Origin of the sequence: Ferranicluibacter rubi, from assembly GCF_011603255.1 — a bacterium.
In the GTDB taxonomy this organism is placed as follows: Bacteria; Pseudomonadota; Alphaproteobacteria; order Rhizobiales; family Rhizobiaceae; genus Ferranicluibacter; species Ferranicluibacter rubi.
Map to the genome: position 1 here is coordinate 19,537 of NZ_JAANCM010000004.1, position 12,765 is coordinate 32,301.

Below are 12,765 nucleotides of genomic sequence, written 5' to 3' on the forward strand. Positions count from 1 at the left end.
TCATGATGGCTGGTCGCACCCAGCACGGCAGCAAGGCGGCCTCTGGTCGCCTTGCTCTTGGCCGTCTCAAGACAGGCGAGCGTAACAAGACCGAGGCAGCGTACGAGCTGATGCTCGAAGACATGCGGCATGCCGGTGATGTCCTCTGGTATCGGTTCGAGGGCGTGAAGCTGCGCCTTGCCGACAACACGTTTTACACCCCCGATTTTGCCGTGATGCTCTCTTCCGGGCAGCTCGAAATGCACGAGGTCAAAGGCTTCTGGCAGGACGACGCACGCGTGAAGATCAAGGTCGCGGCCGATCTCTACCCCTTCCGTTTCATCGCTGCCATGCCGCTTCGCAAGAAGGACGGCGGCGGCTGGAAAATCGAGGTTTTCGAATGAGTGAATGGACAGAAGAACGCATCGACAGCCTTCGCTTCATGTGGTCCGAAGGCTTGAGCGCGTCTGAGATCGCGACACGGCTCGGCGGCCTCACACGCAATGCGGTTATCGGCAAGGTTCATCGCCTCAAGCTGCACAACCGCGTCGGTGTGGCGAAAGAGATCCAGGCGAATACGCCGCAGGTCAAGGTTGCCGAGGTGCCCAAGGTCGCCATGGCTGCGTCCATCGCGAAGGTCGTGGTCAGGCCCGCGCCCCGTATTGCTTCGACCGCTGCTCCCCGCCTCGAGCTGCCGGAGATGATGGGGTCGGTTCTCAAGCCTGTTCCCCTGCTGAAAACGCTCGTCGACCTCAACAAGGACGACTGCCGCTGGCCGGTCAACGGTGAGCGCGCCGAAACACGCTTCTGCTGCCACGCCGTCTCTCAGGGCTCGTCCTACTGCGAATATCACCGGCTGGCAGCAAAGGGCTCTGGCACGGTGTCCGAGCGTCTGGCGGCGCGTGAGCTGCGGAGGGCTGCATGATGGCAGACATCGGCAACGTTGGTGACCAGATACACGGCCTTCCTTACGCGCAGGACGAGACAGATATCCACGACGACATGGCGGCGTTCGACAGTTTTCCGAGAGAAATCCGACAGGCACTTTCAAGCGCTCCTCTCGATATTTGTGCAGAGCCCGTCGCATGGCATTTCCAATCTGGAATGAGCCCTGCGCTGATTTTGCGTGAGATCGAGGCGCTCAATGCCGAGGTGCTCAAGGCTGCATACAGCGAAAAGGGGATCAACTGATGGGCAAGCGCTCCGACTTTCCCCGCCTCGATCGCGACGCCTACCAGACGATCGATCCGCGCGCCGGGCAGAAGCTGATCCCGCACCTGCGCGGCGTCAAGACCTTCGCTGAGCCATGCGCCGGTGAGGGCTATCTCGTTGGCCAGCTTCAGGCCGCCGGTCTCGTCTGCACCTATGAGGGCGATATCACGTCCGGCCTCGATGCTCTCTCTCACCCCTTCGAGCAAGACGCCGGGTTCGACGCCATTATCACCAACCCGCCCTGGCGCCGCGACGTCCTGCACCTGATGATCGAGCGCTTCATGCATATCGCGCCGACGTGGATCCTCCTTGATGCCGGCTGGGCATATACCAAGCAATCCGCGCCCTTCATCGACCAGTGCTCGCACATCGTCGCTGTGGGCCGCCTGCGCTGGATTCCCGACACGAAGATGTCCGGCAAGGATGACTGCGTGTGGTTGCGCTTCCACAGCCAGCACGTCGGCGGCCCGCGCTTCGTCGGGCGGGAGGTGGCGGCATGAAGTGTAATTTCGTCGTCGGCCAGAGGGTCGTGTGCATCAACAGCGATTGGCCCGAGAATGGGGTTATCGAAATTGCACGCAAGGTCGTCCCAACCCCATCACGCGTTCCAATGATAAACGAGGTGCTGACCATCCGAGAGATCCGGGGTGGGCTCATAAATAATGAGGTGGTTTTCCTCCACTTTGAGGAGTTTCCCCATGGATGGGACTCCAGGCATTTCGCGCCGCTCATCACCCGCAAGACCGACATCTCGATCTTCACCGACATGCTGACGCCCGCCGGCAAGGAGAAGGCCGATGCTTGAGCGCGTCACCGCCCATGCCGTTCTCCGCTATCTCGAACGTGTCCTTCACGAGCCGGTGCAGCAATGGCTCGCCGACCAGCCGCCGATGCGCGAGTGCCAGAAGCTTGCGCTCTGCTGCGAGCGCGCTGGCCTGCCGGCTGATGCCGTGCGCCTCTCCATGCTCACACAGCCGGTCATCAACGCGCTCAACACCAAGCGCTCCCAGAAGACCACGCTCGTGACCGAGAACGCCGTCTACGTCATCGACGGGCGCAAGATCATCACGGTGCTCGCGATCGGCATGCGTCCGAAGAAGAAGCAGAAGTTCAAGGCGCACAAGAGCCGCCAGTTGGCTGAGGTGTGACGTGAGCGAGCGCGGATTCATTGCCGTAGATCGTGGCATCTTCGACCATGGCCTCTTTGACGAGAAGCATGAGTTCTCGCGCCGTGAAGCATGGCTGTGGCTCCTCTGTGAGGCAGAGTGGAAGCCGCGGGAGAAGTATGTTGGATCGAAGAAAATCGGCCTGGATCGCGGGCAGTTGGCGCACTCAGTCCGCTTCATTGCAGAGGCCTGGGGATGGCACAAATCGAAGGTAGAGCGGTTTCTCGGCCGCCTGAAAACCGAGACAATGATCGAGACAGCTACCGAGACAGGCGCAACCATCATAACCATCTGTAATTACGACAGATATCAGTCTCGTGAAGAAGGCAAGCGAGACAGCAAGCGAGGTTCCTCCGAGACGACACCGAGACAGCCGCGAGACAAACCTAAAGAAGATAACAAACCAACAAATACCACTTCTAACGAAGTGGAGGTGGTAGTCGCGCGCGAGCAGATCCAGATCGTTGTCGATGCATATTCGGAGATGGCTGCAGCATCCGGACTTCCGAAGATTGCCACGGTCAACGACAAGCGCCGATCCGCCATCAAGGCCAGGATCGAGGAGCACGGTCTCAATGGCGTTCTCAAGGCGATCGAAGCCATAGGCCGCTCGGACTTCTGCCTCGGCAAGATCGGTTCGGGGTGGAAAGCCGATTTCGATTTTCTGCTGCAGCCGTCCAGCATGATCAAGCTCATCGAGAACAAATACGACAACCGCCCGCAGGCCCGTCCGCCGCCTGACGGCCTGGCTCGGGACGCCCAGGGCCGCGTGAGCATGGCCGATTACACCTCGAAGATTTTGCAGGAAATGGAGCAGCGAGAAAATGACGGATGCACGATTGAGACCAGCTACGAGCGTCGAGATGGCAACCGAGCTCAACAAGCTCTTCCGCTCGCTCGAACTGAAGACCGGCAGCCCTGAGGAGAAGATCGAGGGCTACCTGATCGCGATTGCTGGTGCATCGCACTATGCGTTGACCACCGCCATCACGAAGATCATCCGCGGCGAAATCGACAGCATAAGTAAGAAGTTCTGCCCGACAGCTCCTGAGCTCAGCTCGATCATCCGCGACGAGATGGCATTTGTGAAAAAGCAGATCGAGCTCGCGATCGGACGCATGGAGCTCGAGGACCAGCGCCCCATCTCGGTCAAGCCCATGCTGCTCATGGATCGCATCGCCCAAGCCACGCAGCGCATGGTCGACGAGGACCGGGCCCTGCTGTTCACCGTCACCTCGCACCCCGGCTTTCTCGCTCGCAAGGGTGAGCTGCCAACCGGCGGCATCTACTGCGCCATCCTCGGTGCGGCCTACGGTCCACAGGGCTCGGCATCTCGTCCTTTGCCGGCTCAAGAGGTTCCTGACCCGGTCGCCGCAGACCTCGATTGGTAAGGCATCAACTGACACGCATTGGCAGCATTTGGCATAGGGCAAGACGATGAGCAAACTGAACAATCTCGATTATCATCTCGATATGGCCGAGGTCTGCGACCGTTACGGCATCAGCCGGCGCACGCTCGAACGCTGGCTGGTAGACGAGAAGGTGGGCTTCCCCCAGCCCATGCGCATCAATGGGCGACGGTTCTTCAAGGCGACCGACCTGCACCGCTTCGACGCCACAAACGCCGGCCTCGACCCCGACGAGATCGACGAAGTTCATGGCCTCAAAGCGGTCTCCTCGATCATTACCGACTATGCCGGCCTCGTGAAGGCGCTCAAGGCTCGTCGGGCAGATCTCGGCATGAGCAATGCAGAGTTGGAACACCGTGCCGGCATGCAGGAAGGTTACGTCACCAAGCTGGAATGCTGGCCGCGCGAGAACAGCCGCGGAATGGGGCCGGAGATCATGCCATTGTGGTTCGGGGGGCTACGTCTCGGCCTCGTACTGCTCGACATGCCGCGCCGCCCGCGCCGCGGGGCTGATGCGGCAGCGCCTGTGAAGCCCACCAAGCCAAACGGTGATCTGAGCGCGGCCGTGCGCCTCTTGATCGAGACAGGCACCGATGAGCAGCAGGCAGATGTCGCAGTTTCAATCCGCGAAATCCTCGCCTCGAAGACGGTCAATACGTTCGAGGAGATTTCCAGCGTTCTGCACACGGCAGGAGGAGCAATGGCATGAGCAACGAAGGGATCAAGGTTGACGCCGTCACAGATGAAGGGTTGTTCTATCCCACGCCGGGCAGCGTGATCTATAAGATCATGGCTGAGACGCGATCATTCATCTATGAGCCTCAGAAGGATATCACGGCATATGAGCTCGCTCTGCTCATGCCCATGATTGTGAACTGCTCCATTCCATATGGTCAATATGCTGAGGAATATGACCGGCTGCCACCCGAAGCTAAGCGCCATTGGATCGTGACAGAGGCTGGCAAGTGATGCTGGCCACATGGACGAAGGTTCTGCCGTATTTCATCGTGGTCTGGTTCGCCAAGCGCTATTGCGAGCGCTTCGACATCGTGCCGGGCTTCACGTCGGTCATGCCACATCGCGGCATCATCATGCACTGGAAGACGGATACCCCCGGCCGGCCAGAGCAAGGAAATCAGCCTCAACCGCATAAGGGTTTGAGGGGTGCCGGCTGACCGCTTGGAAATCGCTCACAGCCGCGTCATCACCTTGTGCGCCAGATCCCAATATTCCTCGCATTTCTGCGTGGCCTGACGCGCCGTATCAACCCAGCCCGTGTTCGGTGTCGGCGGCCGGCCACCATGTGTCCGCGGGTATCCGCCGGCCCACTGCCATTTGCCCTTGGTCGGCCCGTTCGTCTCTTTCCGGATCCTGCCCACATACCCATCACCGTCGAACCCCTGCCAGTCCAGATCGGTAGGCGGATCGTTCTCGTCTATCTGGGTGCGCTTCCATGCGTATTTCGGTTGGTAGGCATCTGTCATGTCAGCGGGTGAACCCCGTTATAGGCGTGCCATCTCGCGGCCACCAGCAACAGTGCTTCGCTGGCATTCTTGGCATCAGCTATGTGGAAGCGGGGCGAACCCTTCACCTGCACCCGCGCACGATAGAAGGTCTTTCCATCCTCGGTCAGCTCTTCGATCTTGACCTTTGGCAGCACTATTCCCGTCATTTACGTCTCTCCTTCACTCTCAGCCTGCCCCACATGCGCAGCTCGATCGGTTCTGTGATCATCATCGACATCTCGTCCCAATCGAACTCAGCCATCAGACCGACCGTCATGCACAGCAGCCGGTAGCGCTTCATCGTCACCGCATCGACAGGCTTCTTCGTGATCCTGTTCATGCCGGCTTCCATGTCACCGATCGACGACACGGAATAGCCTATGGCCTCTGCCAGCTCTGGCCGTGACATCTTGGCGATATGCTCTCGCCAGTATCGAGCCCTGATATGCTCCGGTGCGTCACGAGGTGGCTGTTCAGGCATGATATCCTCAAAATAGGCCATACGATAATCGCATCATTCTAAGCCAGTTTCAATGTGAATATAGTATGGTGAGTAAGCACTGAAACATACGATAATCGCATCATTTTGGCGCCCTCCATTTCAGACGCGAAATCCCCGATCAGCCAACTTACTGATATCACAACACAATAAACCTGTGCTTTGCGTCCATTTCCGCCCACCTGTACCAAGCTTCGCGCGCGCATCCTTCTTCCCTTACAGGTCAGCGCATTCCGATGGATCAGCAAGGGCACCGAGACAAGCAGCGATGGCTATGCCTCTCAAGACCTCAGCCGCCTACAAGCTCCCCGCACAGAAAGCAGCAGCAGCTCTCCGGAAGGAGAACAAAGAGCCTCTTCTGACCGAGAAGCAGAAGGCCCTCGTCCATGCCATGGTCTTTGAGGGTAACTCTCGCAAGGAAGCAGCCGAAGCCGCTGATCTCACTGACAAAGCGGCCCGTGAAGCACTCATCAAACCGAACGTCCTTGCCTACCTCAATGAGTGTATGGAGGTGTTGCGAACCAGCGCTCGCCCTCGTGCGCTCCACCGCATGGTCGATCTGCTCGACGCCAAGACCGAACGCATTCAGTTCGAAAGCGCGAAATATCTCGATGGTATGGACCGCCCAAGCCATGCAGTCGGGGCCACGCAGATCAACGTCCAGGTCAACACCACCACCAACGTGACACCCGGTTACATGGTCAAGCTGGACCGATCAGGCGGCGCACAGATAGAGCATCTGGCGAAGGGTGAGGGTAAGGCGTTACCACATATGCAGGACGTTCCCGAGGATGATTGAGGAACGCCACCCCGTACCCCCTTCGTTCTCCTTCGGACGCCCGTCAGAGGGGGGTGGGGGCAAAATTGGGCTCGAGTCTTCCAGTTCCACCCTCAGACACAAGTCCTGCACCCAGAGAGTTCGGACCTGATTTTTTTTCACCACCCAGCAAAAGGAAAAGCCGCGATGACGAAACCAGAGAACGCCATTGAGTTTATGCCGGTGCAAATCACGGAGCCCAGCACGATCAGCTTCATGCAGATCGAGGCTCACACGCTGGACGGAGCATCGCTGACGCACGAATTTTTCGATGGGAAGGTCATTCCGGAGGTTGGATCACTTCTGGTTCTAAAGCTCGTTGCGAACGAGGGCGGCAAGATCACGATGCAGCTTCAGCCACTGCCCTGACCTCGACAGGGGATCAGGACTGAGATTTTTTTCACCCACCAGGAGATTGCAGCGATGAGCAAGTTTCGGAAAAAGCCGGTCGTGATTGAAGCGTTTCTTTGGACCGGCGGGCCAGATCAGACGGAAGACCCGGAATGGATCTGCGATGCGATCAGCCGTGGCGATGTCTTCTTTTCGGAGCCGCCGAATGTGACAATGCAGATCCGGACGCTTGAAGGCGTGATGACTGCCAGCATCGGCGATTATGTCATTCAGGGTGTGAAGGGGGAGATCTACCCCTGCAAACCCGACATCTTCGCCGCGACCTATGATGCTGTCGAGGACCCGGCATGACCATGTTCCGAAAGCTCCCCGTCGTCGTCGAGGCGTTCCAGTTTTCCGGGTCGGAGATCGATGGGCCGGCCTGGGCGGTCGAGGCGGTGGATTATGGCGTGATCCGGTTCGACGCCGGGTCGGCTGTGGTGAAGACGCTGAACGGCGACCTCACGGCAGGCCCGGGCGACTGGATTGTTCGGGGTGCTGAGGGCGAGATCTACCCTGTGAAGGGGGATATCTTCGCGGCGACGTACGAGGTGGCGTGATGGCTGACCTGAAGGTTGTTCAGTTCGACCCGGCTCAGGGGCGGAAAACTGAAGTGGTTGAGCGCTTGCAGGAATTGCTTGCGCAAGCTGAGGCCGGGGAAGTCGTGGATCTGTCGTTTGCGGCCGCGCTGGTTGATGGAGCCGTGATCACGGGGTTCACGCACACGGATGATGCGCATCGTCGGCTCTCGGGTGTGTCGAGGCTGCTTCACCGTCTGCATTTGATCATGGACGGCGACCCCAATGCTTGAGATCATCGAGCCGGAGCGGCCGACAGTTCTCCCGAAGATCGAGCTCGCCCCAGATGGTCGCAAGATCTACGCGCCTGACGGCAACGTGCTGTGTGATTTCATCGAGTGCCGCAAGCATGTGAGCATCGTCCGCGGCTCGATCGGCTCGGGCACGTCGACGGCCTGCATCATGAAGATGTGGCTGATCTCGTGCGAGCAGCGGCCGAACGACGATGGGCTGCGAAAGACGCGCTGGGCGGTCTGCCGCAATACGTTCCCGGACCTGAAGAACACGACGGTGAAGTCGTGGCTCGACTGGTTCCCGGAGGAGATGTACGGGCGGTTTTACTGGGACCGGCCCTATCGTCACATGATCCGGCTCGGCGACGTGGAGATGGAAATCATCTTCCTGGCTCTCGATACCGAGGACGATGTGCGCAAGCTGCGGTCGTTCGAGTTCACCGGCATCTGGTTCAACGAGCTCGAATTCATCGACAAGGCGATCGTCGACGAGGCGGAAAGCCGAACAGGGCGATATCCGGCGGTCAAGGACGGTGGGGCGACCTGGGACGGCGTGATCGCCGACATGAACGCGCCGCGCGAGGATCATTTCATCCCGCTGATGATGGGCGAGGTCCCGCTGCCGGACGACTGGACGGAAGAGGAGCGGCTTGCCTACAAGCGTCCGGACAATTGGGGCTATCATGTGCAGCCGCCGGCCATGCTCGAGATCAAGGACGCGGCCGGCACGCTGACGGGCTACCGGATGAACCCGCTGGCTGAGAACACGAAGTGGCTCAAGCCCGGCTATTACGCGGAAAAGATCAAGGGCAAGACGAAGCAGTGGATCGACAGCCGCGTGCTGAACAAGATCACGGTGTTCGTCGACGGCAAGCCGGTCTGGAACCAGTTCAACGCCGACAGCCATGTGTCGAAAACGGCGCTTGAGCCCATTCCGGGCTGGCCGGTCTATGTCGGGCTCGACTTTGGTCGGAATCCGGCTTGCGTGGTCGGGCAGCTCGTCAACAATCGGTGGCGGATCTTCGCCGAGGTCACGGCGCGCGGCGTCGGCGCGTCAATCTTCGCGCCTCTGGTGAAGCAGTTGCTTGATCGGCGGCTCGGCGACTGGCAGCCGACATCGCGGCATGCCGATTTCCAAGGCTTTCAGGTCGAGTTCTTCGGCGATCCGAAGGGTGAGGACGGCACGCAGTCGGACGAGACCACGGCCTATGACGTCTTCCGCTCGTTCGGCATGCCGGTGCGGCCGGCGCCGGTGAAGAACAACCACATCCAGACCCGTATTGAGGCTGTCGAATATGCCATGATCACGATGGTGAACGGCATGCCGCGGCTTCTGGTGTGCGGCGTGAACTGCCGGACGCTGAAAGTGGCGATGGCCGGCGGCTATCACTTCGCGCGCATCAAGGGCACGTCTCGGCATAAGGAAACGCCCGAGAAAGACCGCTATTCCGACATCGCCGACGCGACGCAATACATGGTGCTCGGCGCTGGCGAGGGCCGCGCGGTCGCTGGCGGCACGCACGCCGGCCGGAAATCGGCAGTTGACATCAAGGTTCAGAAGAAATCGAGGCGCCGCGGTGGGTTTTGACGGTTTCGGAGACGGTTTGAAGCTGACGGACTGCGAGCCGACCGACTGGTTCGTCGCGTTCCACCCGGATTCGCCGCATTGGTGGGTGCGCGCATTGGCCTGCGGTCGGTTCAAGCACGTCTCGGTCATGGGATTCGTGGAAAGAGCTCAGGCATGGGTGCTTTTCGACTTCCAGATGGACCGATCGCGGGTCCTGATCGTCGGAAACCATGAGGCCGACCCGGTGCTCGCGCATTTCAGCGCTGGGAACACGGTTTTGCGCATGGCAAGGCCGATCGGGCAGGAATTGAACCTGAATATGTCGGTCGGCCTGTGGTGCGTGCCGGCGGCGGCCCACATCCTGGGTCTCAAGTCCTGTGCTTTGCGGCCGGACGCCCTTTTTCGTCAATGTCTCGCCAACGGTGGCGAAATTATCGGCGAAAGCGGTGGTCATGAAACAGCAGCAGCCAAAGGAAGATCCGGAGCTCGCGCGCCAGAAGGCAGCCGCAGCTCAGGAGAAAATCAACACGATGCGGGACCGGCTGACGACGGAGACTGACCAGTCGCTGCGCATGTTCGGCGCCCGTAGCGCGCTCGCCGGTACCGGCCGCGTCTCGCCGCTCGTCGGCAAGTAAGGGGCGCCCGTGGCAATCTCGCGTCCGAAGTCGACCGCGCCAGCGGCGAACCCGTTCCCGCCTCAGAGCGTGACAGAGGACGCGACCCAGCGCCTGAAAGACGCCCGCGCCCAGAAGACCGAGGCCCGCGCCGATCTGCAGGAGGCCTATTTCTTCACCCGGCCGCGCCTGTCTTGGAACATCGAATCCACCGTCAAGGCGAGCAAGAGGCGAGATGCAGAGCAGGAAGATCTTGCGACCGGCATTGGCGCGGAAGTGTCCGAGGATTTTGCGACGGAGGTGGTTTCCGCGTTTTTCCCTCAAGGCACGGATTGGGTAGCGAATGGGCTCGATGAGTCCGAGCTCGGCGACATTGAGCCGCAAGACCTCGCTGACCTGCAGGCCGAGAGCAAGAAGCGCGACAAGATCATCTTTTCGGCGATCCGCGCATCGAACTTCGAATCCGAGCTGGGCTCGACGCTCGATCCGCATGCTGCCGTTGGCACGGTCGCGTGGTGGATCGAGAAACCGCACAACACCCGGCCGATCTCCTGCAGCTCGGTACCGCCGCGCGAGCTCGAATTCAATGTCGAGGCCGATGGCTCGGTCGGCGACAGGTTCCGCGTCCGGCATGTCCGCGGCACAAAGCTGCGTTCCGTCATCGGCGACATCACGCTGCCGGAGAAGATCGCCAAGAAGGTGCGGGACGAGAAATCGTGCACGATCGAGGTCGTGTGGTGCTACTGGCGCGACTGGTCCCAGCCAGAGGACGAAGTGTGGAAGCACGTTCTCCTCATCGATCGCATGGCTGTGAAGACGGAAGATCTCACCGGTGAAGGTTGCCTGCCGCTGATCATCGCCCGGTTCTCGCCAGACAACGAATATGCCTGGGGTTTTGGCCCCTCGATCAAGGCGCTGCAGGATTATCGCGTGCTAGACGTCATCACGGCCGCCACGCAGGATCGCGTCGACATCGCGATCAACCCGCCGATGGGCTATCCCGACGACGGCGTGATGGATTTCGAGAACGGGCTCGAGAGCGGCAAGGCCTATGCCATGCGGCCCGGCTCCGGCAAAGACGTCGTTCCCCTGTATTTCGAGGGGAATGCCGATCTTGGATTCTACACGGCGACAGACCTTGAGCGCCGGATCCGCCGCAAGCACTTTGCCGATTATCCCGAGCAGAAGGGCGACACGCCGCCCACGGCCACGCAGTGGGCCGACGAGATGGTCAAAGCGCAGCGCCGGATCGGCACGCCCGGCAAGAAGTTCTGGCGCGAGGGCCCCTATGCGATCTACCGCCGGTTCGAGTGGCTGCTCGAAAAAGACGGCAAGATCGACGACATCACGATCAACGGCCGCAAACTGACGCTGGTCCCCAATAATCCGGCCACCCAGGCCGCGGACAATCAGAAAGTTCAGGTCGCCGGCAACCTGCTGACCATGCTCAAGAGCTATTTCCCGGAAACGTCGCAGGCCGCGATCGATGAGCGCAAGACCGCGGAAAACTTTCAGACCCTCCTCAAAGACGAGGTGGTCGTTCTGCGCGGCGAAAAAGAGACCGCCGATCTCGTGCAGTCGGTGCTCGGCGCCGCGCAGCAGTCCGGCATGCTGCCGACGCAGGGGAAGTGAGGACGCGCATGAAACTCTCAGATCCCGACGTCAAGGCCGCGCTCAACTGGTTTTCGCGCCAGCGCGAGGGCGTCGCTTTTTTTGCCCTTCTGCAGTCCGTGGTCGAGGAGATCGGCCCCCCCGAGACCTGTGCTTTGCACGCTCACAACGCTCGCCGCACATTCGCGGCCGATCTGATTGCGATGACAGAGGCGGAAAAGAGCGATGGGCCAGAAGACGGAACGGATGAGCGACGGCATGGATTACCAGGGAGACAGCGAAAAAGCAGGCGGGCCGGCCCCGCTGGTCGGGCGTAGCCCGGGCGCTTTCGCGTTCTCTTCTCCGTTCGGCCCGCGTGCCACGCTTGCTCCGGAAGGCGGCCCGGTCTCCGGCGGCCCAACACCTTCCGCTCCTGCCTCGCCCGCTGCTCCGGCGGCTCCGGCGGCGCCCGCTGCTCCGGCCGGCAAGGAGCCGGCACCTCCCGCCGATCCCGCCGCGCCTCAGGCGCCGGCAGAACCCACGAAGGCCGAGCGCCCCGACTATATCCCCGAGTCCTTCTGGGACGCGGAAAAGGGCTTCAAGGCCGACGATCTCAATTCACTCGTTGCCTTCAAGGCCGAGCACGACGCCAATCTCGCGCAGGTGCCTGATAAGCCGGATGGCTACAAGGTCGCTCTGCCGAAGGACTTCAAGCTGCCCGATGGCGTCAAGCTGCCGGAAGGTCAGGAATCCATCATCGACGACGCCGATCCCCGCGTCGGCGCTCTTCGCGATTACGCCCATGCCAACAAGATGAGTCAGTCGCAGTTCGAGGGCATGATCGCCCTTGGCGCGCAGATGGACATCGCCGAGCAGGGCCGCCTGACCGAAGCGCTCGCCGCTCAGAAGGAAGCCCTCGGGTCAAAGGCCGTCGAGCGCGTCAATGCAGTCACGGCATGGCTCGGTGCCAAGCTCGGCGGCGACGCTGCCCAGGCGCTGGCGCCGATGATGTACACGGCCAAGCAGGTCGAAGCGTTCGAGGCGCTGATGCGCCTCAACAGAGGTACCGTTCAGGGCAATCCCGGTGCGGGTCGCGATGTCGAAAAAACAGAACTGTCGGATGAGGAGTACAACAAGATGTCTCCCTCCGCTCGCATCAACTACGCCCGTCAGCACTCGAAATAGTGACGGCCTGAAGGAGTCTTT

Annotated in this window: 23 protein-coding genes; 20 read left to right on the forward strand and 3 right to left on the reverse strand. The window is 60.7% G+C overall.

All coding sequences use genetic code 11. The features are described from left to right. Positions 1 to 2: 2 nt before the first annotated feature. From G8E10_RS09110 to G8E10_RS09160, 11 genes are read left to right on the forward strand one after another with little or no spacing between them, the layout of a single operon-like run. Complete coding sequence (locus G8E10_RS09110) at positions 3 to 383, forward strand: PDDEXK family nuclease (RefSeq protein WP_281517489.1); 381 nt, start codon at positions 3 to 5, stop codon at positions 381 to 383. Beyond that, positions 380 to 904, forward strand: a complete 525-nt coding sequence (locus G8E10_RS09115; protein WP_167128252.1) for a GcrA family cell cycle regulator — start codon at positions 380 to 382, stop codon at positions 902 to 904. Before G8E10_RS09110 ends, G8E10_RS09115 begins: the two co-directional genes overlap by 4 nt. Continuing rightward, positions 901 to 1,170, forward strand: a complete 270-nt coding sequence (locus tag G8E10_RS09120; protein WP_167128255.1) for a hypothetical protein — start codon at positions 901 to 903, stop codon at positions 1,168 to 1,170. Before G8E10_RS09115 ends, G8E10_RS09120 begins: the two co-directional genes overlap by 4 nt. Next, entirely contained in the window at positions 1,170 to 1,691 is a 522-nt protein-coding gene (locus tag G8E10_RS09125; RefSeq protein WP_167128258.1) for a hypothetical protein, read from the forward strand. The genes G8E10_RS09120 and G8E10_RS09125 overlap by 1 nt, the downstream gene beginning before the upstream one ends. Beyond that, on the forward strand, positions 1,688 to 1,996 hold the full coding sequence (locus G8E10_RS09130; protein WP_167128262.1) for a hypothetical protein: 309 nt from the start codon (positions 1,688 to 1,690) through the stop codon (positions 1,994 to 1,996). Before G8E10_RS09125 ends, G8E10_RS09130 begins: the two co-directional genes overlap by 4 nt. After that, on the forward strand, positions 1,989 to 2,339 hold the full coding sequence (locus G8E10_RS09135; protein WP_167128265.1) for a hypothetical protein: 351 nt from the start codon (positions 1,989 to 1,991) through the stop codon (positions 2,337 to 2,339). Before G8E10_RS09130 ends, G8E10_RS09135 begins: the two co-directional genes overlap by 8 nt. Position 2,340: 1 nt before the next feature. Continuing rightward, complete coding sequence (locus G8E10_RS09140) at positions 2,341 to 3,279, forward strand: hypothetical protein (protein WP_167128269.1); 939 nt, start codon at positions 2,341 to 2,343, stop codon at positions 3,277 to 3,279. Further along, the gene (locus tag G8E10_RS09145; RefSeq protein ID WP_167128272.1) at positions 3,221 to 3,748 is read left to right on the forward strand and encodes a hypothetical protein; all 528 of its coding nucleotides are present in this window, start codon (positions 3,221 to 3,223) and stop codon (positions 3,746 to 3,748) included. The genes G8E10_RS09140 and G8E10_RS09145 overlap by 59 nt, the downstream gene beginning before the upstream one ends. 46 nt (positions 3,749 to 3,794) lie before the next feature. After that, positions 3,795 to 4,475, forward strand: coding sequence for a helix-turn-helix domain-containing protein (locus tag G8E10_RS25875; protein ID WP_281517490.1), 681 nt, complete (start codon positions 3,795 to 3,797; stop codon positions 4,473 to 4,475). Then, a complete protein-coding gene (locus tag G8E10_RS09155) occupies positions 4,472 to 4,735 on the forward strand; it encodes a hypothetical protein (RefSeq protein ID WP_167128275.1) in 264 nt (87 codons plus the stop codon). Before G8E10_RS25875 ends, G8E10_RS09155 begins: the two co-directional genes overlap by 4 nt. After that, positions 4,735 to 4,941, forward strand: a complete 207-nt coding sequence (locus tag G8E10_RS09160) for a hypothetical protein (RefSeq protein ID WP_167128278.1) — start codon at positions 4,735 to 4,737, stop codon at positions 4,939 to 4,941. The genes G8E10_RS09155 and G8E10_RS09160 overlap by 1 nt, the downstream gene beginning before the upstream one ends. A gap of 15 nt (positions 4,942 to 4,956) precedes the next feature. Here the strand turns inward: G8E10_RS09160 and G8E10_RS09165 are convergent, their stop codons facing one another. From G8E10_RS09165 to G8E10_RS09175, 3 genes are read right to left on the reverse strand one after another with little or no spacing between them, the layout of a single operon-like run. Continuing rightward, entirely contained in the window at positions 4,957 to 5,250 is a 294-nt protein-coding gene (locus G8E10_RS09165) for a hypothetical protein (protein ID WP_167128281.1), read from the reverse strand. Next, positions 5,247 to 5,438: a hypothetical protein gene (locus G8E10_RS09170; protein WP_167128283.1), complete on the reverse strand. Its 192-nt coding sequence runs from the start codon at positions 5,436 to 5,438 to the stop codon at positions 5,247 to 5,249. Before G8E10_RS09170 ends, G8E10_RS09165 begins: the two co-directional genes overlap by 4 nt. Next, positions 5,435 to 5,752: a helix-turn-helix domain-containing protein gene (locus G8E10_RS09175; protein ID WP_167128285.1), complete on the reverse strand. Its 318-nt coding sequence runs from the start codon at positions 5,750 to 5,752 to the stop codon at positions 5,435 to 5,437. The genes G8E10_RS09170 and G8E10_RS09175 overlap by 4 nt, the downstream gene beginning before the upstream one ends. 286 nt (positions 5,753 to 6,038) lie before the next feature. Between G8E10_RS09175 and G8E10_RS09180 the strand changes: the two genes are divergently transcribed. The 9 genes from G8E10_RS09180 to G8E10_RS09225 all read left to right on the forward strand — a co-directional run bounded on the left by G8E10_RS09180 (position 6,039) and on the right by G8E10_RS09225 (position 12,744). Further along, entirely contained in the window at positions 6,039 to 6,569 is a 531-nt protein-coding gene (locus G8E10_RS09180) for a hypothetical protein (RefSeq protein ID WP_167128287.1), read from the forward strand. A gap of 165 nt (positions 6,570 to 6,734) precedes the next feature. Beyond that, entirely contained in the window at positions 6,735 to 6,956 is a 222-nt protein-coding gene (locus G8E10_RS09185) for a hypothetical protein (RefSeq protein ID WP_167128289.1), read from the forward strand. 54 nt (positions 6,957 to 7,010) lie between these two features. Further along, complete coding sequence (locus tag G8E10_RS09190; protein WP_167128291.1) at positions 7,011 to 7,289, forward strand: hypothetical protein; 279 nt, start codon at positions 7,011 to 7,013, stop codon at positions 7,287 to 7,289. Next, positions 7,286 to 7,537 carry a hypothetical protein gene (locus G8E10_RS09195; protein WP_167128293.1) on the forward strand — a complete coding sequence of 84 codons (252 nt, stop codon included), beginning with the start codon at positions 7,286 to 7,288 and terminating at the stop codon, positions 7,535 to 7,537. The genes G8E10_RS09190 and G8E10_RS09195 overlap by 4 nt, the downstream gene beginning before the upstream one ends. Then, complete coding sequence (locus G8E10_RS09200) at positions 7,537 to 7,788, forward strand: hypothetical protein (RefSeq protein WP_167128295.1); 252 nt, start codon at positions 7,537 to 7,539, stop codon at positions 7,786 to 7,788. Before G8E10_RS09195 ends, G8E10_RS09200 begins: the two co-directional genes overlap by 1 nt. Then, complete coding sequence (locus G8E10_RS09205) at positions 7,781 to 9,376, forward strand: hypothetical protein (RefSeq protein WP_167128297.1); 1,596 nt, start codon at positions 7,781 to 7,783, stop codon at positions 9,374 to 9,376. Before G8E10_RS09200 ends, G8E10_RS09205 begins: the two co-directional genes overlap by 8 nt. A gap of 16 nt (positions 9,377 to 9,392) precedes the next feature. Continuing rightward, on the forward strand, positions 9,393 to 9,914 hold the full coding sequence (locus tag G8E10_RS09210) for a hypothetical protein (protein ID WP_281517491.1): 522 nt from the start codon (positions 9,393 to 9,395) through the stop codon (positions 9,912 to 9,914). 85 nt (positions 9,915 to 9,999) lie between these two features. After that, on the forward strand, positions 10,000 to 11,601 hold the full coding sequence (locus tag G8E10_RS09220; RefSeq protein ID WP_343289712.1) for a portal protein: 1,602 nt from the start codon (positions 10,000 to 10,002) through the stop codon (positions 11,599 to 11,601). Between the two features lie 204 nt (positions 11,602 to 11,805). Next, a complete protein-coding gene (locus G8E10_RS09225) occupies positions 11,806 to 12,744 on the forward strand; it encodes a hypothetical protein (RefSeq protein ID WP_281517492.1) in 939 nt (312 codons plus the stop codon). Positions 12,745 to 12,765: the final 21 nt, after the last annotated feature.